This window comes from Micromonospora sp. SD12 (assembly GCF_052068495.1).
In the GTDB taxonomy this organism is placed as follows: Bacteria; Actinomycetota; Actinomycetes; order Mycobacteriales; family Micromonosporaceae; genus Micromonospora; species Micromonospora echinofusca.
Genome location: NZ_JBQHDF010000003.1, coordinates 466,276 through 488,696, shown reverse-complemented (window position 1 = coordinate 488,696; position 22,421 = coordinate 466,276). Strand labels below are relative to the sequence as shown.

At 69.2% G+C, this 22,421-nt stretch carries 19 protein-coding genes and 1 pseudogene; 10 read left to right on the top strand and 10 right to left on the bottom strand.

Annotated features, from left to right (window positions below):
- Positions 1 to 110: 110 nt before the first annotated feature.
- Entirely contained in the window at positions 111 to 1,169 is a 1,059-nt protein-coding gene (locus tag ACTMS2_RS09215; RefSeq protein WP_441175023.1) for a hypothetical protein, read from the bottom strand.
- Positions 1,170 to 1,649: 480 nt separating this feature from the next.
- Between ACTMS2_RS09215 and ACTMS2_RS09210 the strand changes: the two genes are divergently transcribed.
- Both ACTMS2_RS09210 and ACTMS2_RS09205 read left to right on the top strand, forming a co-directional pair.
- Positions 1,650 to 2,978, top strand: coding sequence for an NAD(P)/FAD-dependent oxidoreductase (locus tag ACTMS2_RS09210; protein ID WP_441175146.1), 1,329 nt, complete (start codon positions 1,650 to 1,652; stop codon positions 2,976 to 2,978).
- 23 nt (positions 2,979 to 3,001) lie between these two features.
- Complete coding sequence (locus tag ACTMS2_RS09205) at positions 3,002 to 4,555, top strand: aminotransferase class I/II-fold pyridoxal phosphate-dependent enzyme (protein ID WP_441175022.1); 1,554 nt, start codon at positions 3,002 to 3,004, stop codon at positions 4,553 to 4,555.
- A gap of 358 nt (positions 4,556 to 4,913) precedes the next feature.
- Here the strand turns inward: ACTMS2_RS09205 and ACTMS2_RS09200 are convergent, their stop codons facing one another.
- The 3 genes from ACTMS2_RS09200 to ACTMS2_RS09190 form a co-directional block, all read right to left on the bottom strand.
- Entirely contained in the window at positions 4,914 to 5,477 is a 564-nt protein-coding gene (locus ACTMS2_RS09200; RefSeq protein ID WP_441175021.1) for a dihydrofolate reductase family protein, read from the bottom strand.
- Between the two features lie 630 nt (positions 5,478 to 6,107).
- Complete coding sequence (locus ACTMS2_RS09195; RefSeq protein ID WP_088999039.1) at positions 6,108 to 6,455, bottom strand: VOC family protein; 348 nt, start codon at positions 6,453 to 6,455, stop codon at positions 6,108 to 6,110.
- Positions 6,456 to 6,620: 165 nt separating this feature from the next.
- Positions 6,621 to 7,448, bottom strand: coding sequence for an aminoglycoside adenylyltransferase domain-containing protein (locus ACTMS2_RS09190; protein WP_441175020.1), 828 nt, complete (start codon positions 7,446 to 7,448; stop codon positions 6,621 to 6,623).
- 328 nt (positions 7,449 to 7,776) lie between these two features.
- On the opposite strand from ACTMS2_RS09190, the gene ACTMS2_RS09185 reads away from it, so the two are divergent.
- The 4 genes from ACTMS2_RS09185 (at position 7,777) to ACTMS2_RS09170 (ending at position 11,735) form a co-directional block, all read left to right on the top strand.
- Positions 7,777 to 8,238, top strand: a complete 462-nt coding sequence (locus ACTMS2_RS09185; protein WP_441175019.1) for a GntR family transcriptional regulator — start codon at positions 7,777 to 7,779, stop codon at positions 8,236 to 8,238.
- Positions 8,235 to 9,155, top strand: coding sequence for an ABC transporter ATP-binding protein (locus ACTMS2_RS09180; RefSeq protein ID WP_441175018.1), 921 nt, complete (start codon positions 8,235 to 8,237; stop codon positions 9,153 to 9,155). Before ACTMS2_RS09185 ends, ACTMS2_RS09180 begins: the two co-directional genes overlap by 4 nt.
- Positions 9,152 to 10,216 carry an ABC transporter permease gene (locus ACTMS2_RS09175; protein ID WP_441175017.1) on the top strand — a complete coding sequence of 355 codons (1,065 nt, stop codon included), beginning with the start codon at positions 9,152 to 9,154 and terminating at the stop codon, positions 10,214 to 10,216. The genes ACTMS2_RS09180 and ACTMS2_RS09175 overlap by 4 nt, the downstream gene beginning before the upstream one ends.
- 784 nt (positions 10,217 to 11,000) lie before the next feature.
- The gene (locus ACTMS2_RS09170; protein ID WP_441175016.1) at positions 11,001 to 11,735 is read left to right on the top strand and encodes an alpha/beta hydrolase; all 735 of its coding nucleotides are present in this window, start codon (positions 11,001 to 11,003) and stop codon (positions 11,733 to 11,735) included.
- 731 nt (positions 11,736 to 12,466) lie between these two features.
- Here the strand turns inward: ACTMS2_RS09170 and ACTMS2_RS09165 are convergent.
- Together ACTMS2_RS09165 and ACTMS2_RS09160 are read right to left on the bottom strand one after the other, a co-directional pair.
- On the bottom strand, positions 12,467 to 13,939 hold the full coding sequence (locus tag ACTMS2_RS09165) for a tetratricopeptide repeat protein (RefSeq protein WP_441175015.1): 1,473 nt from the start codon (positions 13,937 to 13,939) through the stop codon (positions 12,467 to 12,469).
- 11 nt (positions 13,940 to 13,950) lie between these two features.
- Positions 13,951 to 15,090 carry an FAD-dependent oxidoreductase gene (locus tag ACTMS2_RS09160; RefSeq protein WP_441175014.1) on the bottom strand — a complete coding sequence of 380 codons (1,140 nt, stop codon included), beginning with the start codon at positions 15,088 to 15,090 and terminating at the stop codon, positions 13,951 to 13,953.
- A gap of 24 nt (positions 15,091 to 15,114) precedes the next feature.
- On the opposite strand from ACTMS2_RS09160, the gene ACTMS2_RS09155 reads away from it, so the two are divergent.
- The 3 genes from ACTMS2_RS09155 to ACTMS2_RS09145 all read left to right on the top strand — a co-directional run bounded on the left by ACTMS2_RS09155 (position 15,115) and on the right by ACTMS2_RS09145 (position 17,512).
- Positions 15,115 to 15,840, top strand: coding sequence for a TetR/AcrR family transcriptional regulator C-terminal domain-containing protein (locus ACTMS2_RS09155; protein WP_441175013.1), 726 nt, complete (start codon positions 15,115 to 15,117; stop codon positions 15,838 to 15,840).
- Between the two features lie 165 nt (positions 15,841 to 16,005).
- Positions 16,006 to 16,767 carry a hypothetical protein gene (locus ACTMS2_RS09150; RefSeq protein WP_441175012.1) on the top strand — a complete coding sequence of 254 codons (762 nt, stop codon included), beginning with the start codon at positions 16,006 to 16,008 and terminating at the stop codon, positions 16,765 to 16,767.
- A 169-nt stretch (positions 16,768 to 16,936) separates the two neighbouring features.
- Positions 16,937 to 17,512 carry a DUF6461 domain-containing protein gene (locus tag ACTMS2_RS09145; RefSeq protein WP_441175011.1) on the top strand — a complete coding sequence of 192 codons (576 nt, stop codon included), beginning with the start codon at positions 16,937 to 16,939 and terminating at the stop codon, positions 17,510 to 17,512.
- A gap of 114 nt (positions 17,513 to 17,626) precedes the next feature.
- On the opposite strand, the pseudogene ACTMS2_RS09140 reads toward ACTMS2_RS09145, so the two are convergent.
- The 4 genes and pseudogenes from ACTMS2_RS09140 to ACTMS2_RS09125 form a co-directional block, all read right to left on the bottom strand.
- A pseudogene (locus ACTMS2_RS09140) lies at positions 17,627 to 17,770 on the bottom strand (helix-turn-helix domain-containing protein); the annotation flags it as partial.
- A 124-nt stretch (positions 17,771 to 17,894) separates the two neighbouring features.
- A complete protein-coding gene (locus tag ACTMS2_RS09135; protein WP_363900379.1) occupies positions 17,895 to 18,443 on the bottom strand; it encodes a nucleotidyltransferase family protein in 549 nt (182 codons plus the stop codon).
- 107 nt (positions 18,444 to 18,550) lie between these two features.
- Positions 18,551 to 19,453 carry an aminoglycoside phosphotransferase family protein gene (locus tag ACTMS2_RS09130; protein ID WP_441175010.1) on the bottom strand — a complete coding sequence of 301 codons (903 nt, stop codon included), beginning with the start codon at positions 19,451 to 19,453 and terminating at the stop codon, positions 18,551 to 18,553.
- Between the two features lie 196 nt (positions 19,454 to 19,649).
- Positions 19,650 to 20,522: a hypothetical protein gene (locus ACTMS2_RS09125; protein ID WP_441175009.1), complete on the bottom strand. Its 873-nt coding sequence runs from the start codon at positions 20,520 to 20,522 to the stop codon at positions 19,650 to 19,652.
- Positions 20,523 to 20,654: 132 nt separating this feature from the next.
- Here ACTMS2_RS09125 and ACTMS2_RS09120 point away from each other — a divergent pair, with 132 nt between their 5' ends.
- The gene (locus ACTMS2_RS09120) at positions 20,655 to 22,397 is read left to right on the top strand and encodes a sigma-70 family RNA polymerase sigma factor (RefSeq protein ID WP_441175008.1); all 1,743 of its coding nucleotides are present in this window, start codon (positions 20,655 to 20,657) and stop codon (positions 22,395 to 22,397) included.
- Positions 22,398 to 22,421: the final 24 nt, after the last annotated feature.

Below are 22,421 nucleotides of genomic sequence, written 5' to 3'. Positions count from 1 at the left end.
GTGCCTGCGGGTTGCTCGGAGCAGCGTTCCTTGTTTGCCTTCTTGCTTGTGCCGCGATCCGCGCCGAGTGCGGAGGCGGAGACTTCCCAGGTGCGGTGGTGGCGGACCGCTCAAGCCGCACCGGGCTCCAGCGGCTCATAGCTGAATTCGGGGCTTGGCGCCAAGGCGATGAGTCGGTCGAGGACGGGCTTTGTATTGGCGCCCCACATCTTGGAGACGACCCAGGTGCGTCCTTGATCGTGCAGGGGTGCGTCGAGGAACCAACGGCCGAGGCGTTTGGTGGATCCCGGGTAGGTCGCTAGGAACGCCTTGGCGAGTTCTTCACCGCTCAGCAGGCCTTCGACTGGCAGGAATCTCGAGCGTGGGATGGCGGTGCTGAGCTGTTGGGCGGTAATTCCTGCCTTGTGTAGGGCTGTCGCCATGGTGAGCACGGCCCAGCGCTTACGCAGAGGACGACTGCGGCCTTCGGGAGTGACGATCTCGTACTGGGTCCAGTCGCGGCCATCGGCACTGACCGCCCGGGCCTGGCTCTGCTTACGACGGATCTGGACGGTCAGTTCGCCGGCCTCGGGCAGCGGGATGATCTGCTGCACGTCCAGCAGCAGCCTTTCGGCGACCTTGTACGGCGTGAGCTTCACGCAACGGATGTCAAGTCCGTACACGTCGGTCAGCCAGAGCACAGTCGTGGTGATCTCACGGTCGAACCCGGCAGCCACGAGTACCAGGCGTACTTCGCGGCTGAGCACCGTCTCCTCCCCGCCGGCGTCCTCGAGGAATTCCGCCAGTCTGGACCGGGCTTCGTCGACCGCTTCGGGTTCGACCTGGGCCAGATAGTGCTCGTGATGTTCGACGAGGTCGTCAAAGGTCATGACGGACACCATCGCGGCATACCGCAGCGCCTGAAGTTCCACGTGACCGCCGTCGTTGGTGCGCTTGAGCTCGATGACGACCAGTCGGCCACTGCGGTCGACTCCCAGCAGGTCGACACGGCGTCGAGCATCGGTGAAGGCTCCGAACTCCTCAGCCACGACCATCACGCCGTCGACGATCATGTCGATTCGCGCGCGAAGCAGCCGCTGCAGGTCAGCCCGCTCCAGCACTTGCTCCGCCGTGAAGGTGGTGGACGGCACCGGCTCCAACACGTTGGACGTCATCTCGTACAGCGGCATCCGGTCATCATTGCAGTGACGGCGGCTCTGCTGGGGAGGCCGCGCGTGAGCACGCAGGGCCCGGTGCTGCCGATCTGGAGCCGATCTCCGTGGCCTTCTGCCTGGGTGCCCAACTGGTGGGCGCCTCCGAGGATCTGACCTCGGTGCCGGCGGGGCGCTGCATCAACGCTTCCTCGGCTGGCTGCGGGGGAGAGGCCACCTGAGGAACGAGCGTCCCAGGGTGCGCATCCATCGCCTCGTACGGCGCCAGCAGTACGGCAGGAGGCTCACTCCGAACGGGTTTGATCCACTGTGGACATAAGCTACGCTCTCCGCCGGGCCTGCCGACTCGATCGGTACGTGCGGCAGAGGCAGCCACCGGCAACGGTGGCCGACGCCGTACGAAACCCCGGGTGACCTGCGTGATCCGCGGACCCCGGGGCCGCTCTTGGGTGGGTTTTCCGCCGCCGCTACCTGCGCCGCCACATCAACGAAGGACCGATTCTGTTGTACGACGCGATCGTCATCGGCGCCCGCTGTTCGGGTGCGTCCACCGCCCTGTTGCTCGCCCAGCGTGGACACCGGGTGCTCGTGGTGGACCGCTCCTCGTTTCCCAGCGACGTCATCTCGACGCACTTCCTCTGGCCGCACGGGATGTCCTACCTGAACCGGTGGGGACTGCTGGACGAGGTCCTGGCGGTCACTCCGGCGCACACCACGGTCGAGGTGGTCAACGACGGCATCTCGCTGACCGGCTCGGTGCCGACCGAGCTGCTGCGTGAGTACTTCCGGGACCTGCACGGCGACGACTCGGGCGTGGTGCAGAGCTATGCGTCCGTGCGGCGGCGGGTGCTCGACGAGATCCTGGTCGGCGCGGCCGCCAAGGCCGGTGCCGAGGTGCGAACCAACTTCACCGTTCGGGAGCTGATCGTCGAGAACGGGCAGGTCGTCGGTATCCGGGGGCGTGCGGTCGACGGAGAGCTGGTCGAGGAGCGGGCCCGGATCGTGGTCGGTGCCGACGGCCGGAACTCGTTCGTCGCCCGCACCCTCGCGTTGCCGAAGTACGACGAGCGGCCCCGCTGCACGTTCGCCTACTGGAGCTACTGGTCCGGCTTCGACCTTGGCCCGGCACAACTGCACCGGCGCGGCCGGTTGGCCTGCGCGGTGGCGCCGACCAACTTCAACCAGAACATGGTCCTGGTCTGGGGGCCGAGTGAGTGGTCGCGGGAGTTTCGCGGTGACGTGCCGGGCAACTACCAGAAGGCGTTGGACTTCGTCAGTCCGGAGCTGGGCGACGTGGTGCGCACCAAGGGGACCAGGGAGGAACGCATCTACGGCACCCTGGACCAGTCGGCCTTCCTCCGGCCACTGCACGGGCCCGGGTGGGTGCTCGTCGGTGACGCCGAGTCGGCCAAGGACCAGTGCACCGCGATCGGCATCACCCACGCCTTCCGCGACGCCGAGCTGGTCAGCGCCGCACTCGGCCGGTGGCTCCGCGGTGACGCGTCGATCGACGAGGCGATGACCGCCTACGGGGACCGCCGCCGGAGCCAGAACGCTGCCGCCTACCACGACTACGTCTGCACCCTTGCCGAGATGCGTCCGTACCGGCACGACGAGTTGCAACTGTTCGTCGCGTTGCGCGGCAACCAGCAGGAGACCGACCGGTTCATCGCCACACACGCCGACGTCGCGCCGGTGTCGGAGTTCTTCCAGGCCTCCAACCTCTTCCTGCTCAACGACGCCGCGAAGGAGTCCTCCGCAGACCACGCGGTCTTCGAGGACTTCGCGGAGACCTCCCGCAGCTACCAGCAGAACCTCTTCGCCTGATGATCCACCAGGGAGACGAAACCGTGACCACCGAGCTGGACCAGCGTGAAGACGGCGAACTGATCGGGATCATCCTCAAGGCGGCACACTGCCGGGACTTCGAGACCATGTCGCGTACCGCGACCGAGGTCTCCGAGATGACCCGTAACTGGGCCACCCACATCCCGTGGGACGACCTCGCGTCGCTCGAAGGCGCCGACGACGAGCTGGCCCAGGTGGTCGCCGACCTCACCGAGATGTGGGAGCCGGCCCACCTGCGCAACCCCGTCGACCCCGACGAGGAGTACGCCCTGGACAAGAACGCGTACGACTTCTACCGGCCCGCCGGCCGCAACCTGCTGACCCGGACCGAGGACTTCTACGGCTGGGTACAGGCCCGTCGCCGCACGGAGACGTGGCAGTACTCCCGGGTGCTGGAGGCGGCACCGGACAGCGTCGCCCAGATCACCAACGACCTGGGCCGGCGGGCCCGCGGCATCAACTTCAACTCGCAGGACTACCTGTCGTTCAACACCCACCCGGCGATCCGGGAGGCGGCGGCCAAGGCGATGCACGACTACGGGCCGCACAGCGCCGGCTCGCCGATGGTGCTCGGCAACACCCGCATCTCCGACGATCTGGAGGCTGCCCTCGGCGACCTGGTCGGGCTCGACCACGTGACGCTCTTTCCGACCGGCTGGGCGGCCGGCTTCGGCGCGGTCGTCGGTCTGGTCCGGCAGTCCGACCACATCCTGATCGACCGGCTGGCCCACTCCTGCCTCCAGCAGGGGGCACGGGCGGCCACCCGGAACGTGGTCCGCTACGAGCACCTCAACGTCGAGGCGGTACGCCGGCACCTGACCGAGATCCGGGCCACGGACACCCGCAACGGCATCCTGGTGGTCACCGATGGGCTCTTCTCGGTGGACGCGGACTGGCCGGACCTCGTCACCCTGCAACGCATCTGCCGGGAACACGATGCCACGCTGCTGGTCGACGTGGCGCACGACCTCGGCTCGATGGGGCCCGGCGGCACGGGCGTGCTGGGGATGCAGGACCTGCTCGGCAGCGTCGACATCGTGATGGGCGCCTTCTCCAAGACGTTCTGCTCCAACGGTGGCTTCGTGGCCTCCAACTCGCCGGCGTTGAAGCAGTACATCAAGATGTTCGGCGGCTCGCACTTCTTCTCCAACGCGCTGTCGCCGGTGCAGACCGCGGTGGTGCGGGAGGCCACCAGGATCATCCGGTCGGCCGAGGGGGACGTGCTGCGGGCCCGGCTCTTCACCGCGATCCACGCCCTGCGCGACGAGCTGACCGGCCGGGGTCTGACCTGCATGGGTGAGCCGTCACCGATCGTGCCGCTACTGATCGGCAACGAGAAGCTGGCGCGGACGGCGAACCGCCTGCTCTTCGACCGAGGGGTGCTGGCATTCATGGTCGAGTTCCCGGTGACCCCGACCGGCTCGTCCCGGTTCCGGCTTCAGGTGCAGGCCGGGCACCGGCCCGAGGAGGCCCGCGAGGCGGCCCGGATCATCGAGGGCGCCATCGCCGACTCCCGGGCGTACCTCTCCAGCGCCTTCGGCAGCGCTCCCCGCTGAGGGCCGTCTCGTAACTCGATGAAAGCGAGTGCCCGGCACCCGGACTGGACCGTCAGCCGGCCGATGCCCGTTCCGGTCTGTGAGCCGTTCGATGCGGACGATGCGGTGATTGGATCCCGGTACCGCCCACCATCGGAGTAACGCAGTGGAGGCACCCTCGGATGAGGGTGCCTCCTGCTGATCGCTTCGCCTTCCGCGGATGACGGCACTCACGAGATCTGGTTCGAAGCGGCCCAGGTGGATCAGCTCATGCGTTGTCGAGGACGACCGCTCGCATCAGCTCTGCGCACTCTGCTGCGGAGGGTGGAGGCGTGCGAAAGATCGCATGCAAGCGTCGGCGCTCGGACAGGGTTGTCGTTCACTGTCCGAGAGGGCGGTAGCGGAGGTGTACGACGCCGTTTCGGAATCGGCGCTCATCGAGGAGTTCGAGGTCGGTGCGCATGCCTGTCGGCAGCCCTGGCTTGCCCCCGCCGACGACAATGGGCAGGACGAGCAGCCGGCACTCGTCGACCAGCCCGGCCTTGAAAGCCTGCGTCGCGAGGTTCGCGCCTCCTACGGTGAGATCGCTGCTGGCCGTGGCCTTCAGTTCGCGTACTGCGGCGGGGTCGAAGCGGCGTTCGAGTCGGGTGTCGGCAGTCGACACCGCGGCGAGGGTCGTGGAATACACGACTTTGCTCGCCGCCTGCCAGGCGCTCGCGAAGTCGGCCATGAGGTCGGACTGCGCGGCCAGAGTGGCGTCGGTCTCCCAGACGGCCATCGCCTCGTACAGGCGTCGCCCGTAGAGACACGTGCCCACGGACCGCAGGAGGTCGGTGTGGAACGCGAACACCTCGTCGCCGATCGGGAACCAGTCGAACGCGCCCCGATCGTCCTCGATGTAGCCGTCAAGCGACACGTTCGTCACGTAGATGAGCTTGCCCATGCCGTTACCTCTCGATGGTCGATCAAACTAGATCCAGTCTCGGGCCGTCTCACCACTCCCTTGTCCCGGGTGGCCAAAACCGACTGCCCATACCTGTTCTACGAACGACCCGCGGCGGATCCGACACCGTGCCGGATACGTCCTCAGACTCCCGCCGCTCGGCGCCCGTGATCGTGAAGCACGGACGTCGATGGAGCCATCGTCGACTTGGACCTGCACAGGTCCCTCGGCTATGCGCACTGTCAGGAGCTCCTGATCCTGCAGCTCTACGGTTCCACGTAACCGGGAGCCATCCCGCAGGATCGCCTCAGCGCCGTCCACCGCGATCGCGTCGGCCCATCCGAGAATGGCGTCGCCGTCGAGTTCAACGTCGACGGACTCGCCGGCCCTGGGCGGCACACCCAACCCACTCTGCCCGCACCGGCACGCCCGCTACCACGGCGTCGACCATCATCCTGGATGCACCACGAGGACATTTGCTCGCATGCGCCAGATGATCGCAGCCGACATCCGCTTCTGCCGCTGCCAAGGCGCTCGTTGACCGGCGGAGACGTCACGCTCGGCACAAGTCACCAGCTCGCCAGACTCGAAGGGCTTGTCGGGACGGTAGGCCGTTGGCCCTTCTGCCGGTCAGCGGTGGCTGACGACGTTGACCACGTTGCCGTCCGGGTCGCGGACGAAGAAGCGCCGGACGCCCCACTGCTCGTCGGTAATCGGGTGCACAATCTCTGCGCCCGTCGCGCGTACCGCCTCGTAGACGGCGTCGACGTCAGCGACCTCCACGCTGAGGTCCGGGTTTACGGAGGCCGCTGCATCTTTGGTGATGAGGATGACCTGGGCGGTGGGGTCGAACGGTGAGACCAAGTTGACCACCCAGCCCAGGTTCATCTCCTCGCGGAAGCCCAGAAGTTGGTAGAAGCCGCTGCTCGCGACCGGATCGGCGGTTGTGATATCCGGCACGGCACGGCGAATCGTCATGCAGGATTCTGGCACGCGAGGTACCGGCTCGTGCGAGTAGTGGGCCCCGCTCACCAGGCGCCAGGCGGGATGCTGCGGAGCACTCGGACCATGACATGCCGCGGCATCCTGATCTGCCGCCGACCGAGCGTCACTGCCGAGGACAGTGAGCTCCTTGACCGGCAGTCACCGGGTGAGGCCGATGTGTGTGGCACGTTCCGAGGCCAGGATGGTGGCGCTGAGTTCGGTCACGAATGCCCGGACGTCATCGGCGCTGCCGGGGTCGGTGTCCGGGCCGGAGTCGTACCACCAGTCGCGTGCCCAGATGATCAGGTGCGCCCATCGGGGGCGGGCGGTGATGGTCTTGTCGGCGGCCTGCCGTTTGGACAGTTGCTGGCCGTTCTGGAGGCGCTGGAAGGCCCGGCAGAGGGTGAGCACCGCGTAGGACTGGGCCCCGGAGGTGTTCATCTGGGTCACCCAGGCCGGCCAGTCGCGGACGTGGTCCAGCAGAGCCGAGCGGACGCGGTCGGGGTCGACGGCGGGTAGCAGGATGTCGGCCGGCGGGCCCAGCAGGCTGCGGCCGTGATCGTGGACGGCAGACCAGGTCACGAGGCGGTGGGTGGTGGCAGGTAACAGGTGCAGCACTTCGCCGGGGCTGACCCGGGCAACAACATGGTCCCGACTGGTGCCACCGTGCGCCGCGTCGCGTGCGGCAGCCAGTGACACGTATTCCACCTCGATCCTGCCGGCCCATTGCGGGTGTCGCCGGTCAAGGTCTGTGTGCAGTCCGGCGAGCACGGCGAGGAGGTTCTCGTCCGGGTCGCTGTCGAGTACCGCGAGCAGGTCGAGATCACTGCGATCTTCGGCGAAGTCGCCGGCTACCAGCGAGCCGTGCACGTACAGGCCCAGAAGCTCACCAGCCAGCGCGGGACTCCATGCGTCACGAAGATCGGATAGAACCATCTCGGCTGGTGCCACCAGGTCATCCTGCGCTGCGGCCCGCCAGCCCGCCACCGAGTAAGTGTGGGCAGCCGTTGACACGACCCGCACCGACCAGCAACGCCGCCATCCGAATTTGCGGGGCGCGGCCACGCCGGAAGGCGTAGGCAAACGTACGTGCCGATGTGCGGGCGCCGTGCGGTCGAGCGCCGGGGGTCGCACCTTTGTGCCCCCCCGAGCTGGTATTCCCTCGTCCGACGGAGTGCATGCCCAACCCTCATGACTGCGCGGCCCGCGACCGGTCGTGCGGGTGCCCGGGCACATCCTTGCCATGTTGGTTAACTGGTGTTCTACTTTACCAGAACAATTCGCGATGCCCGGAACGGATAAGGAAGACGACTAAGTGATCAACTTTCATGTCGACCGGTCCAGCAGCGTCCCCGCCTATGCCCAGCTGGTGCGGCAGGTGCGCGAGGGGCTACGGATCGGGACGTTGCAGCCCGGGGACCAACTCCCCACCGTGCGCAGCGTGGTGACCTCGTGCACGGTCAACCCGACCACGGTACTCAAGGCCTACCGGGAACTGGAGCTGTCCGGCCTGGTGGAGGCGCGACAGGGTGCGGGCACCTTCGTCAGCGGAACGCTCGGTCACGCGGATCCCCATGCCATGGCCCGCTTACGCAGCAGCCTGGCCCGGTGGCTCGGCCAGGCCCGCGAGGCCGGTCTGGAGGACGAGGACGTCCAGGCGCTGCTCGCCTCGGTGATCGCGGAGAACTCGGCGCGCAGGACCCAGGGTGGCGGCGACCGGACGCAGGCAGCACCGGCACCGGGCGCTGGGTTCCAGAAGAAGGAAGGCGCCGCATGAGCGAGCAGTCCATCGCCGTGGAAGCCCGCGACGTGGGCAGGCGCTACGGCACCGTTTGGGCGCTACAGAAGTGCAGCTTCCAACTGCCCGCCAATCGGATCATCGCGCTGGTCGGCGCGAACGGCGCGGGCAAGTCGACGCTGATGAGCATCATCGCCGGCACGTTGGCGGCCACCTCCGGCTCGCTGCTGGTCCACGGCCGGCCGGTGGTGAAGGGCAGGTCCACCAACGGGGCTGGTTCTGCCGGGAGCCGGGTCGCGATCCTGGCCCAGGACAAGCCGCTGTACCGGGACTTCACTGTGTCGGACATGCTGCGCTTCGGAAGGTCCACCAACCGGGTGTGGGACCAGCGGCGGGCGCTGTCGTGGCTTCAGCGCTTCGACATCCCGCTGGACCGGCGCTGCGGCAAGCTGTCCGGCGGGCAGCGGGCGCAGGTCGCACTGGCGGTCGCCCTGGGTTCCCGCCCGGCGGTGCTGCTGTTGGACGAGCCTCTCGCGAACCTGGACCCGGTGGCCCGCACTGAGGTGACCGGTGAACTCATGGCGGAGGCCGCCGACGGCGACATGACGGTCATGCTGTCTACCCACATCGTCGCCGAGCTCAGTGGCGTCGGTGACCATCTGCTGCTGCTCGACGCGGGACGGCCCGTGCTCACCGGCGATGTCGAGGAGTTGCTCGACAGCCACGTGCGGCTGACCGGGCCCCGCGCGGACCATCCGCCTGGCCCGGGCGCGATCGTCCAGGCGCAGCACACTGACCGCCAGTCCACGTTCGTCCTCCGGCAGCCAGCGCCACCGATGGCGCACGCCGTCGTCGCCCCCGGCTGGACCGCCCAGCCCATCACCCTGGACGAGCTGATCCTGACCTACCTCAAGGCATCGTCCAAGGCACATCGTGATCTGGAGACAGCAGCATGAGCCCGGTCACCCACGCGCCCGCCGCCACGAACCGCCAGGACGATCTCGGGTCCGCCGAGGGCGTCCGCGGTCTGCTGTGGCTGACCTGGCGTCAGCACCGCTGGACCCTGATCGGCATGCTCGTCCTGGCCGCAGTCCTGGTGGGCTGGATGACCTACCTGTCCATGGAACTGACGGACCTGTGGCACCAGTGCGGCAACGCGTACTGCCCGGAGAACTCCCCGCAGGGCGAGCGGCTCGCCGGGTCCTCGAGCCTGGTCCTGACCTTGGGTGCCCTGTCGCGGGTGGTGCAGTACATGCCGCTGCTGATCGGCGTGTTCATCGGCGTCCCGGTGCTGACCAGGGAGCACGAGCAGCGAACCCTGCTGCTGGCCTGGAGCCAAGACGTCTCCCCGACGCGCTGGCTGTGGACCAGGCTCGGCCTACTCGGCCTGTTCGTGGCGGCTGTGACCGCGGCCGTCGCCGGCGTCAGCGACCACCTGGAGCGAATGAGGACTCTGGTCGCTCCGGGAACCCTGTTCGACTACGTGCCGTTCCTGAACACCGGGATGCTGCCGGTCGTGATCAGCATCTGCTGGTTCGCGGTCGGCGTCGCACTCGGCGCCGCGATCAGACGCACGCTCCCCGCCGTGTTCGGCGTGATCGCGGGTTTCATCGGCCTGACCTATTTCGTCCAGTGGCGCTACCCCACCCTCATGAAGCCGTTGTCCGCGCACCTGCAGGTGGGCGGGCCGGACGGCGGTCTGTTGCGCGACAACGCCCTGGTCGTCAAGGGCGGCATGATCGACTACGGCAGCGACGGTCCGTCCGGCGCGTTCGACGCCTCTGGACGCCAGCTCAGCGGCGTCGAGCTGCAACGCCTCTGCCCGCCCGACAACGATGCCGGCACGATGCTCTCCTGCTACTCCAACAACCATCTCCTGCAGCACCTGCAGTACCAGCCGGGCAGCCGGATTCCCGACTTCCATCTGATCGTCGCGACCGGCTACCTGGGCCTGACCGCGGTGGCCCTCGCCGCCGTCTGGATAATCGTCCGCCGCACCAACCTCAGCGCAGGCTGACCCTCAGCGCCGAGGTGTCGCATCCCTCGGCGATGACCGCGGCGTGCCGCAGGATGATTTCGATGCGGAAACCCGAACGAAGATGGTCGGCCGGTACGCCGGCCGACCATCTCGACGATGACGCGCTGTCCGCTCATGCCGCCGACCGCGCGTCACGGGGCAGAGCCGCTGTCCATGGCTGGCGGTGCGCGGTCGTGTCGAGAAAAGTGCACCGGCCCGGAGGTCGCTACGCTGCTGTGTGTGAGCTACGACCTGTACTTCTGGTCGTCCGGGCCCACGCTGGTAATCCGACTGGCACAGTCACCGGGTAGCGCAGTGGTCAGTGTCCGCGTCGATGGCGCACCATGGAACTGGTGCTGGCCACACGGATAGAGACGCTGCTCGACCTGCTGTAGCGACTCGCAGAGCAACAAGTGTCGGCGTACTGGTTGTCGTGCAGAGCCGCGTACGACCAAGCATTGGCCGGACCTTGAGGTTCCGCCTCCGCCGGTCGGGGCAGGGCGGGGCTCAGGAAGGAAACACCAGGGCCACGTCGTTGGACGTGATCGGTGAGCTCACATCGCACCTGACCGCATGCGGCCTGTCCGTGGCATCCGGCCACGGAGCCCGCCACAGAAAACACGTTGGCGGATCACGGGCCCGCTGCTAGTTTTCCCGAGGCCGTGCGAGAGACCGAGGAGGTGGTACCCGTGAACGTTTCGACATGGGTGCTCCCCTCTGGGGTCACGGTCGGGCGATAGGTCGTCCGGGAGCGCCGTTCACGAGCACTCCGAAAGGCACGACCATGCGCTTCACTACTGAGCAGCGCCTCGATGACGGCGTCCTCGAACGCGAATTCACCCTCGACGGGATCCCCGGCATCCTGTGGACGCCCGAAACCGCCTCGGCACCGGTCCCGCTGATCCTGCTCGGGCACCCCCCGCTCGGACTGCACAAGATGTACCCCCGCCTGGTGGCGCGGGCCCGGCACGCTGCGGCGGATGGCTTCGCCGCAGCCGCCATCGAGCTGCCCGGCAGCGGTGACCGGCCCCGTTGGGCCGCCGCCGAGCAGGCCCGCGCCGACCTGCGCCGGGCTATGGAGGCCGGCGAGCCGGTCAGCGACGAGATCATCGACGCCCTCGTCCTTCCGCTCGTCGACAAGGCGGTCCCGGAATCGCAGGCCGCCCTGGATGCCCTCCTGTCGCTGCCCGAGATCGGCGGCCCAGTCGGGTACTCGGGGGGAGTGATCTCCATCGGCATCCGGCTGGCGGTGGTCGAGCCGCGCATCGTGGCCGCCGGCCTCTTCGCAGGGAGCTTCGTGCCTCGCACCATGTTCGAGGAGGCCCGACAGGTCACCATTCCGCTGCATGTCCTGCTGCAGTGGGATGACGAAGGCAACGACCGGCAGGCGGCCCTGGACCTGTTCGACGCCTTCGGCTCCGTGGAGAAGACGCTGCACGCCAACATGGGCGGACACACCGGTGTCCCTCACTTCGCAGGGCAGGACGCGGCAAGGTTCTTCGCCCGGCATCTTCGCTAGCCGCAGACCCGGAGGCCCACCGCCAGGCCAGCAGCAGGCGGTAGGCGGCGCCGGCCGGCACGTCACTCATCGAGGACAGGCCCCGGCTCTCCTCGATGGCGGTGGCCAGCAGTCGTACGACCGCCGCGATCGCGCCGGTACCGGGCCATCGGCGGTACCGGCCGATCGGGGCGGAGTTCTGTTCCTGGTGACCGGCTTGATCTCTGCAAGATCAGCTGTACCTACTTCTGTACTTCAAGGGGGCCGTCGGCGCTGCCTCCACGCACGTGCAACATGATGGAATCAACGGGGTCGTCTGACCCGATGTTGAGTTCGATGCTCCAGGTGGGCCCGGTCAAGTGGCCCCACGCCGGATTGGAGAGGTCGACGTCCCGGAAGCTGTCGACTAGCCGCTGCCTGACGTCGCTCGCGGCAGCCAGGACCGGCGGTTCATGGTCCTCTGGCAACTCGTCGATCGAGTTGGCGTGCGGTGGCGCCTTGAAGATGAATACATCCCAGCTCAAGGTGTCTTCGCCCCTCGTCGTGCTGCCGCGTCAGTGTAGTGAAAGCAGGCAGGTCGCCAGGGTGCGACGGTCGGGAGGCAGCCGGGGCGGGTTGAGGTTCGTACTGCTCGGACGTCCTCAACTGCCGCCGACCGCGCGGTCGCGCCGAGAAAGTGCGTGTGACCATGGCGAGGTCGAGGTTGGGCCTCGTGCGCCGATGGCCTGGTACGGCAAGGGCAGTCGGACGGGTCAGGCGTAGCGGGGCTCGCTGATTCGGCGGCGGAACTCCGCGTGAGCGGTCTGGAAGACGTCGTTGAGCCGCTCGGTCTCAGTCTCGGTCGGTTCTCGCCGCAGTCCGACATCGATCTTGAAGTCGCCGTCGACGATTGCCACGTCGAGGCGGTCGAGCAGGTCCGCGGGAAGCCTGGTGATGACGAACTCGCGGAACGCGTCGGCGATCGTGCCCGCCATGTCGCCGCACCCGCAGGTGCGGCCATCCAGGACCGCACCGAGATGGCTGCGGCCGACGATCGCGTCCGGGTGTACGGGATCCATCACGGCCAGGCCCTCCTCCAGGACCGTGCGGGCCTCCGACAACCGTGCCTCATGCTGGAGGAACAGACCGAGAGCGATACAGGCCCGCCCGACCGTGTCATGGTCGCTGCCGCGGCGCGCCTGGTGCACTGCCTCGGTGAGCCGTTGCTCCGCCAGGCTCACCTGGCCGGCCTCCTTCAGCGCGAGACCCCAGTTGCGCAGCACCTGGCTGCGCAGCTCCGGACGACCGATGCGCTCCGCTCGCGCGTGCGCCGACGCGTACGTGCGCAGCCCCGCCTCGGCATCGCCGGCTTCGTCCTGGGCCATCGCCAAGCCGAGCGCTGCCATCAGCGCCTCCTCCTGCCGGCCCTGGCGGTCGTACGAAGCGAGCACGCGCTCGATCGCATCGATCCGCCCCGCCCGGTTACCGAGACCACGGCCGAGGTTCGCCAGCGAGGACAACGCGTTGAGCGTCGCCTGGTGGTCAATGCCGAGCCGCTCCTCCAACGCAGCGACCAGGGAGGTGAGCAGGGCCTCGGATGCCGGGTCGTCATGGTTGAGCATCTGGGTGACGACGTGCCCGACCTGCTCGACGACCTCGTCCGGCAGCTGGTGCAGGCCCACGAAGAGCGGCTCGCCGGTGCCACCGGCGTGCACAATCGCTGCTCGCAGCGCCAACGCGGAGGCCACCCGCTCGTGCCCGTTGCGCCACAGGTTGGCCACCGCCTCCTCGACGACCTGCCGGGCACCTGCCACGTCGCCACGCTGCCGCAGCAGGTCCGCCAGCGGCTCGAGGCCGAACGCGTACCCGGCATGCTCGCGACCGTAGAAGGCGAGCCGTTCCTGAACGCCCTGGCGTAACTCCGTCTCGGCCTCGTCGAGTCGTCCAGCCATGCGCAGCGCTGAGCCCAGATTGAGCCGGTAGGTCAACTGGTCCTTGCGGGACTCCTGATCGCGCGGCGTCGCGGAGACGGCACGGCGGTAACACTCGATCGCGCGGTCGCGTTGATCGGCGTTGAGCAGCACATTGCCGAGGTCACACTGGGCCGAGGCCCATTCCGGGCTGCCGTGACCGTGTTTGTCCGTGACGGCCTGCAACTCGCGCGTCATGACGTTCTCGGCGTCGCCCATACGGCCCTCCCGCAACAACGCGAAGGCCACCTCGACCGGAGTGAGGGATGTCGTCACGATCCGCAAGCCTAGGGCCCGCCCACTGCGGGTGCCGGCTCGGTAGGCCCTGGCGTGAAGAAGCGGACGATGTCGTCGGCCGCGGTGGGGGAGAGCATCATTGCCTGGACCCGTGCGGACATCTCGGAGATCGGGTGGATCCTGGTGAACATCGCCTCCTCGTACGTCCGGATCGCCGAGTCGGGGTCGGCGGGGTTGGTGGCGAGTTCGGCGGCGAGTTCGGCGGCGTCGAGCATGGCTTGGTTGGCGCCCTCGCCGACCGGCGGCATGAGGTGCGCGGCGTCACCGATGAGGGTGATGCCCGGCTGGTGGGCCCAGCGTGTAACGGTGGGCATCGTCTCGATCCTGCGTGGGTTCGGCGGGCCGTCGCCGGCTTCGATGAGTGCGGTGAGGCTGGGGTCCCAGCCATCGAACATGTCCAGCAGAGCGCGCTTGCTGCGGTAGGTGTACAGGGGGCGATCGTCCGCGCGTAGGGAGATGCCGACTCGGATGCTGCCGTCGCCGAGGCGTTGTGCTGCCAGGATCTGGTTCACGCCGATGCACCACAGGTTTCCGGGGCCGACCAGATCGGCGAGATCCGGGTGGCGCCGGTCGGCGTCGTGGACGCTCAGCTCCACCAAGGTGGCCACGGAGGACAGCCTCGCGTCGGTCAGCAGCGACCGGACGACCGAGCGTGCGCCGTCCGCGCCGATGAGCACGTCGCAGTCGGCGCGGTGGCCGCCATCGAACGTCAGCCCGAAGCCTCCGTCTGGTTGTGGCGTCGCCGCGACGAGCCGGCGCTGCCACACGACCGTGTCGGCGGGCAGCGAATCGAGCAGAAGATCACGCAGTGCGCCGCGGTCGATCTCGGGGCGTCCGGAGAACGAGCCGGGTTGTGGTTTGTGGTGCACGAGGGTGCGTCCGGCCGGGTCGAGGATGCGATGTTCCTCGCCCTCGGGCCGCGCCTCGGACCGGAACCGGTCGGCGAGGCCCGCATCGGCCAGGGCCTGTTGCCCGGACTCCGGGTGCAGGTCGAGCGATCCGCCCTGCGATCGCGCGGATCGGCTCGCCTCGCGTTCGTACACCACCGCGCCGATGCCATGCCGGTGCAGGATCCGGGCCAGCGTCAGGCCGCCGAGGCCACCGCCGGCGATCGCGATTCGCATCGTCATCTCCGTTACCGTACGGTGTATCTTATGGATACGCCGTACGGTAACGCATTCCTGCCCGTCTGGGAACGGCCCGAGCCCCAGCCCCGGGCGGCGCCGGTGCCGCTGAGCCGCGCGAAGATCGCCGCCACGGCAATCCGGCTCGCCGACGCACACGGTCTCGACGGGCTGTCGGTACGCAAGATCGCCAAAGAGCTCGGCGTCGGTCCGATGAGGCTCTACGACTACGTGATCAACAGATCCGAACTGCTCGATCTGATGGTCGACACCGTGTACGCCGAGATCGCCGAGGCCGACCAGCACTCCGAGTGGCGCGCCACGGTGCTGGCCCTCGCCCGGGCGACCCGCGAAGCCGCCCTTGACCATGAGTGGTTCGCCGACCTGCTCGGCGCAAGGCCGCACATAGGACCTCACGCGCTCGCCGTGGGCGAATCGACCGCGGCGGCGCTCAGCCAGGCCCCCGGCGTGCGCGGCGTCGACGATCTGCAGCGGGCGGTGGACGCCCTCAACGCGTTCGTCGTCGGAGCGGTCCGCAGGGAGATCACCGAGCGACGCACCGCCCGTTCCACCGGCACCGACGTGTCCGCTTGGCAGGCTGCCCTCGGGCCCTACCTGACACGCATGCTCGAAACAGGCCGCTATCCCACCGTCGCCCGGCTCGTCATCGACGGCGCCCACCTCGACGCCGAGGAAACCTTCCATCACACCCTGATCACGATCCTGGACGGCATCACCAGTTATCCCCGCACGTGACCCACCGCTCGTATGTCAGTGCCAACTCGAGCAGCCGCTCACGGCTCTGCCGAGATGAGTGCGTAGAGGACTCGCGTCGCTGGACGCATCGGGGGTAGTCCGGATCCATGCGCAACGCAGAACCGCGGATACTGCGACATGCACGGTGTTGCCAGAATCGGCGGTATGGGTTCACGGGCGCGATGGGCAGCCATCGTCGATCGCTTGTCGTCCTCCTACGCCGAAACGTTCGCCGCAGAGTTCGCGCGTGTGGCGTTCCGCAGAGCGAGGCGGCCACGGGCGATCGCTGCTCTGGTCCGGGCCGCGGAGGAGATGTCGGCCGAGGGCGAGCACGCTATCGCAGAGGCCCTATACCGCAAGGCGGCAGAAGCCGGAGACGACCGGGCCGTCGTGAAGCTGGTCAACTGGCCCGGTATCCGGGAGGACCCCGCTGCGATGGAGGCCGTATATCGGGCGGCGATCACGGCCGGTGACGTTCAGTCGATGGCGTCTCTGGCGGCGCTGCGCACCCGGCAGGGAGACACGGCCGAAGCTCGCGTTTTGTTCACGAAGGGCATCGAGTCCGGCGACGTCAACGCGTTGACGATGTATGCAGCCTTCCTGCGCAACCACGGCGAGCCCGGCGAGCTCAATGAGGCGATGGAGCATCGCCGTCGCCAGATGGAGGCCGGCGACACCGGTGCTCTGCCGATCCTCGGCGCGCTCTTGCTGACGGCGCCACAGCGACAGGTCGAAGCGGAGGCCGTGCTACGTCGAGGTGCCGCGCTGCTGGAGAACCGTTGCCGATGCCTGCTCGCTGCGCTGCTGTCGGACCGGGGTGCGACCGGTGAAGCAGCTGAGTTGGTCCGGCGGGTACGCGCCACCGGTGACGGCCTGGTACGTAGCTACGCCGAGCAACTTGCGGAGGAGTACGAGTTGTCCTCCTGATCTCTCGGACCAACAGCAGTACGCGTCGGGCGGCCCTCGCGACTGAACATCCGGATCTGCCGCGATCCGCTCGATGTGTTCGCGGCGCCAGTCCGCTGAAGTGACCTCGGACGCTACGGGAGGTTGGGAGGAGGCCGCGCGCCCGTCGGGAGCGATCGACAATGGCCGCGTGCTTTCCGACGTTCTTGCCTACTACAAAGACCTTGAGACCACTGGACTGCCGGTGGCGATGTGCTGGACGGTGACACAGCCGCTCGGCGCTGCCCTGACCCTCGAGGACGTCGCGTCCCGCCTTGGTGGCGACCCCGACGATCTCGAAGTGCTCGACCTGTCCGAAGCCTACGAGATCGGCCCGAACGACGGATGGGTCCTGCATCTCGATCAGGCAGGCCCTGCTGTCACCATCTTCGAGAACAACGGCTTCCAGGGCACCCGCCCGGAGGTGCTGCGGGCGCTCAGCATCGACGCGAAGGTTCACAGTGCCTGGTGGGATGTCGACGCGATGACACGGTTCAGCTTTGCCACACAGGGCGAGCTCATCACCACGACGGAAACTGGCTGGCCACGTGCAGGAGTCAGACCCGACGCGCTCGACGCCGAGCTTGCTGATCTCTACGACGCCATGCGGACTCCCGGTCTACGGGTGGCAGGAATGCTCGCTGCCGTCGAGCGCCGTACCGGTATCCGTCTTGATCGCGACTGGTTCGATCGCCCACACGAAGCCATCGTGATTGCTCGCCCGTGAACCAGCACGGCCGCGGCAGTGCCGAGCGCCCTTCCGCTGATCAGAGGGCGTCCTGACACGGACACCCGCCGGCTAGGCCCTCGAAGATCACAGATGACACATGCACATCTCGGCATAGCGCAGCGCCCACCGCTTCGCCGTCGGCCAGGACACGTCATAGCGTTCCGCGGCACGGGCGACCGGCCAGCCCTCATCCACGATCAAACGCGCCAGGCGAAGACGTGCACGAGGAGTCAAAGCGGCGTTAGCGTGGGACACGAAGGCCTCCTGGTTGGCGGAGCGGTTCCTAGACAGCTCCACTCCACAACCGGAGGCCTTCGTCATCACGTCTATCTACGTCGTGTCGTCACACAACCTCAACCAACCTGCCTGGGCAGTACAGCTAGATCTCTAGCCGCAGTCCGGCCCATCGGTCGAGCCATCCCTTGACCTCCACGCGGCGCTGTACCTTCGCGCGGCCCGCTGCGTTGTCGAAGGCTGGAGAGGGGCGGACGACCATTCCCACAAGGTCAGCCAGCCCGTGGCAGGACACCAGGCGAACGGAGTCACCCCGAAGAGTAACCGCGACGCACGTCGCCGTTTCGGGCCAGCGCGATATCGCGTCCAAGACGGACGTGTAGGGCTCATCGCCATTGCGCAGATGCATCCGTGCTTGATTACGAATCTCCCACGGCACCCCAGGCAGGGCCGCCATGGCTCGGGCTTCGACGCGTGCGTCCTCGCGCGGGTCCAGCTTTTCCGGGTCGAAGTAGGCGACATCCACGTCGCGCTCCGGCGAGACCGGGAGGTTGCTGATCGCGTCCCAGACGCGATTGCGTACGAAGCCGGCACCGATCCACCAGTCCGGTATTCCGAGGTCGGCCGTAGCCCGAAGGACTCTCATCGCTCCCGGGTCCGACTCGATCACGCCCACGACGTCCTGCGCGCTCATGACCACCCCAGGGACCCTAGGCCAGCGGACCGACGCACCGCTTGCGAGGCGGGGCAAAGGGGATCAGTTCGTCGTTGAGCGCGGAGCCACCCGGCTGGCGGTCGCGCTCACACCAGTTCGGCGATCACCGCGCGGACCATCCGGCGGCCGTGCTCGGCCATCCGGGGAAAGCTGTGCCGGTAGTAGTCGACGCCGGTCAACGACGGTGCGAGGGCCCAGCCGCAGGCGCGGCGCCAGGTGGCGTCGTCGTACCCGACTGCCTTCCGGTACGCGTCCCGCGCCGCGCCGGTGAAGGTCCAGAGGGCCGGTGCCACGTCCGGCGCCGGGTCGCCGACCCCGAGTGCGCCGAAGTCGACGACCGCGACCAGTCGGCCGGCGTCGGTGATCAGGTTGCCCGGCTGGAGGTCGCCGTGGATCCACACGGGGTCCCGGTCCCAGTCGGGAGCGGCGAGGCAGGCGTCCCACGCGGCCTCGGCCTCGGCCACGTCGAAGCCGTCGTCATGCTCGGCGAGGCGGGGCAGCACCCGGCGGACGCCCGCGTCGACGTGACGCAGTGCGGATCCGCGGGAACCCGGTGGCTTGACCAGGCCCCCGGCGGCCTCCACCCGGTGCAGGGCCCGGACGAAGGCCGCGACCTCGCGGGCCAGGGGTACGTCGTCGCAGCCGAGCCGGGGCGGCGTGTCTCCCGGGATCCACGGCACCACCGTCCACCGCCACGGGTACTCCGCGCCCGGCTCACCGAGGTGCATCGGAACGGGGATCCGTACGGGTAGGTGGGGCGCCAGCACGGGCAGCCATCGGGCGTCGGAATCGGCCTGGTCGACCGCCGTGGCAATCTTGGGCATCCGGGCGACGAGGTCGCCGCCGATCCGGAACAGGACGTGGTCGGTGCCCTCCAACTCCCCGGCCAGGGCCGTCACGGGAAGGTCGGCCCACTGCGGGCACTGGGCCGCCACCAGGCGGCGCACCTGACCGACGGTGGCGCGGACCTCGTCATCGTGGATGGGCACGACCGGCACGGTAGTGCGGCGGGGCCGCGCGGTGCCAACCGATTAGCCCGGCCACGCAGCCTGGCCGGGCTCGTACCCGTTGTAGCGAAGAGCCACCACAGGAGCGAGCCCGACCAGCAGGTCACCCAGGCCGTCGCAGTGCGAGCAGGCGAGCGCGACAGGGGGCCGCCGTAGTCATCGGCGGCCCCCTGTCGGGTCAGCTCGCGCAGACGGCGTACGCGCGCACCTTCCAGTTGCTGCTGAAGCCGTCCTCGTCCTCGGCGGCGGAGACGGTCACGGTGGTCGACGTGGTGGCCCGCATCTGGGTCAGGCGCACCTGCCCGTCGCCGCCGAGGATCTCGCCGCCCACCCCGTGGACCCGCTTGCCGGCGGGGCAGGTGGCCGTGATCGACCGGGTGGCGGCGGAGCTGTAGACGCTGTCGTCGATCACGCGCTGCTCGCCGGGCAGCGGGTCGGCGCAGATCGCGGTGGCGTCCAGCCACCACGTGTCGGCGAAGCCCGTGCCGTCCTCGGCGCCCGCCACGACGACGCTGTTCTGGTGGATGCGCAGGTCCTCCAGGACGACCTCGCTGTTCGCCGCCCCGACGACCGCGCCACCGACCCCGATGGCGTGCTTGCCGGCCGGGCAGGACTTCTCGAACCAGTTCGACGTGCCGAAGCTGGGCGCCGAACTGCCGGACACCATCACCAGACCGGCCGGCGGCGTGGCGCAGATCGCGTTCGCCGTGACCGCCCAGTTGCCGCCGACGCCGTTCTCGTCCTCCCGGCCGGTCACCGAGTACGCGTCCCCGCCGATCAGCGGCCGCATGATGTCCATGCCGACCTGCCCGAGGCCGGAACCGGTGATCGCGCCACCGCCGCCGATGACCTTGGTGCCGGCCGGGCAGGTCGTGTTCTGCGTCTTCGCGCTGCTGTTGCTGGGGCCGGTCGTCGTCTTGATGCTCAGGCCGGGCACCGCCGCCACCGGCCCGGCGAGGGCAAGCTGGCCGAGTACGAGCGCGCTCAGCGCGGCCCCGCCCACGGTGGCCGTCCGACGCGCCCAGCGGATGTTCTTCGATCCTTCTCGCATGGTGTCTTCCCTTCGGGTTGTTCGTCGCGATGACACCGGTAGGAGTCGGGGCGGGTCGGGATGCCAACAGAAACTCCGGAGAAAAAAGTTCCGCCGCTTTACTGGACCCTCGACGAGCAGCGAGGGACACGGATGGACACGGCGGCACAGGACGACTCCACACTGGTCGAGGCGCTGCGGCGCGGCGAGCGGGCCGGGCTGGAGGGCATGTACCGGCGCTACGCCGACCGGCTGTACACGTACGCCCGCACCATGCTGCGCGAACCGGAGGCCGCCGCGGACGCCGTCCACGACGCGTTCCTCGCGGCCAGCCAGCGCATCGGCCAGCTCCGGGAGCCCGACCGGTTGCGCTCCTGGTTGTACGCGATCGTGCGCAACGAGTGCCTCCGGCAGCTCCGGGACCGGTCCCGCTCCCTGCCGCTGGAGGAGGCCGACGAACCGGCGGCCGACATCGCCGATCCGGGCGCGGGCGTCAACGCCGAGCAGGTACGCGACCTGGTGCACACGGCGGTCGCCGCGCTGAACCCGGGCGACCGTGAGGTGGTCCACCTGGCGATCCGCCACGACCTGTCGTCCGCCGACATCGGCACGGCCCTCGGGGTGCCCGCGAACCACGCGCACGCCCGCCTGTCGCGCGCCCGCTCGCAGCTCGAACGGGCGTTGGGGGCGCTGCTGGTGGCCCGCACCGGGGCCCGGGACTGCCCGACCCTCGCCGGCCTGATCGACGGCTGGCAGGGCCGGCTCACCCCGACGCTGCGCAAGCGGGTCTCCCGGCACATCGAGAGCTGCGCGGTGTGCGGGCTGCTCCGGCGGGAACAGCTGAGCCCGGCCGCGCTGCTGTCGGCGTACACGGCACCGGCCTTCCTGGTCGCCGCCGACACGGTGTGGCCGCGACTGGCCGAGACCTGGGCGACCGGCGTCGGGGCCGATCCGGCGCCCGGCGCGGAGGCCGACCCGGCGGGTGCGGTCACGGCCGACCCCACGCCGGCCGCCCCGGCGCCGTCGGCCGCCCCGGCCGATCCGACGCTGTCCGCCGATCCGGCCGCTCCAACGCCGTCCGCCGATCCGGCCGATCCGGCGTCGTCGGTCGATCCGGGGTCCTCGGGTGGTGTGGCGGCGGATCCGGACGGTGTGGTGGCGGCACGCGGTGCGGCGCATCCGGTGCGGACGACCTCGCCTGCGAACCGTAAGCGGCACCGTCGGCGGATGGCCGCGACCGTGGCGCTGCTGGTCCTCCTCGCCGCGCTCGGGACCTGGGCGCTGGCACCCGGGCGTCCGACCGCCGCGCGGGACGCCTCCGGCCAGCCGGTGTCGGAGACGCGCGGACCGGCGGCCGGCGCTCCGGCTACGCCCGCCGCCGCGCCGCCGTCGGCCACGAGCACCGGCACGCGGGCCGCCGAACCGCCGCCGGCCGGCGCCGCCGGTCCGACGCCCGGGCCCGTGGTCGCGCCGGGGGACGGTGACGGGTCCGCCCGGACCGACGCGCCCGACGCCGTGCCGGGTGGCCCCGCGCCGTCGCCGACCGGGGCGCCGTCCAGGCCTCCGGCCGTGCCCCGGCCGACCGCCGCACCGCAGGTCGCCGCGGCGTTCACGGTCTCCGCCACCGCCCACGTGCGGTGCGGCTCCGACACGTACACCCTCGTGGTGCAGGCCACCGGCAGTGCCGCGCTCGGCGGCGCCGAGGTTCGCTGGACGCCCAGCGGGGGCAGGACGTCGGTCCGGGCGATGACGGTGGACGGTTCGGCCGCTCGGGTGAGCGTCGGGCGGCTGCGCGCGCCGACGTTGACCTGGTCGGTACGGGCGACCGCCGGGGACGGTCGCACGGCACAGAGTCCGACCTACACGGTCACCGACCCGTGCGTCCGGCCGGGCTGACCCGGCGCCGGCACGGACGTCGGC

Bases quoted from the DNA above. Each gene is read 5' to 3' on its own strand.
- ACTMS2_RS09215 (WP_441175023.1), bottom strand. From the start codon at position 1,169: ATGCCGCTGTACGAGATGACGTCCAACGTGTTGGAGCCGGTGCCGTCC.
- ACTMS2_RS09200 (WP_441175021.1), bottom strand. From the start codon at position 5,477: ATGGGCAAGCTCATCTACGTGACGAACGTGTCGCTTGACGGCTACATC.
- ACTMS2_RS09195 (WP_088999039.1), bottom strand. From the start codon at position 6,455: ATGACGATTCGCCGTGCCGTGCCGGATATCACAACCGCCGATCCGGTC.
- ACTMS2_RS09180 (WP_441175018.1), top strand. From the start codon at position 8,235: ATGAGCGAGCAGTCCATCGCCGTGGAAGCCCGCGACGTGGGCAGGCGC.
- ACTMS2_RS09175 (WP_441175017.1), top strand. From the start codon at position 9,152: ATGAGCCCGGTCACCCACGCGCCCGCCGCCACGAACCGCCAGGACGAT.
- ACTMS2_RS09170 (WP_441175016.1), top strand. From the start codon at position 11,001: ATGCGCTTCACTACTGAGCAGCGCCTCGATGACGGCGTCCTCGAACGC.
- ACTMS2_RS09160 (WP_441175014.1), bottom strand. From the start codon at position 15,090: ATGACGATGCGAATCGCGATCGCCGGCGGTGGCCTCGGCGGCCTGACG.
- ACTMS2_RS09155 (WP_441175013.1), top strand. From the start codon at position 15,115: ATGGATACGCCGTACGGTAACGCATTCCTGCCCGTCTGGGAACGGCCC.
- ACTMS2_RS09150 (WP_441175012.1), top strand. From the start codon at position 16,006: ATGGGTTCACGGGCGCGATGGGCAGCCATCGTCGATCGCTTGTCGTCC.
- ACTMS2_RS09135 (WP_363900379.1), bottom strand. From the start codon at position 18,443: ATGAGCGCGCAGGACGTCGTGGGCGTGATCGAGTCGGACCCGGGAGCG.
- ACTMS2_RS09125 (WP_441175009.1), bottom strand. From the start codon at position 20,522: ATGCGAGAAGGATCGAAGAACATCCGCTGGGCGCGTCGGACGGCCACC.
- ACTMS2_RS09120 (WP_441175008.1), top strand. From the start codon at position 20,655: ATGGACACGGCGGCACAGGACGACTCCACACTGGTCGAGGCGCTGCGG.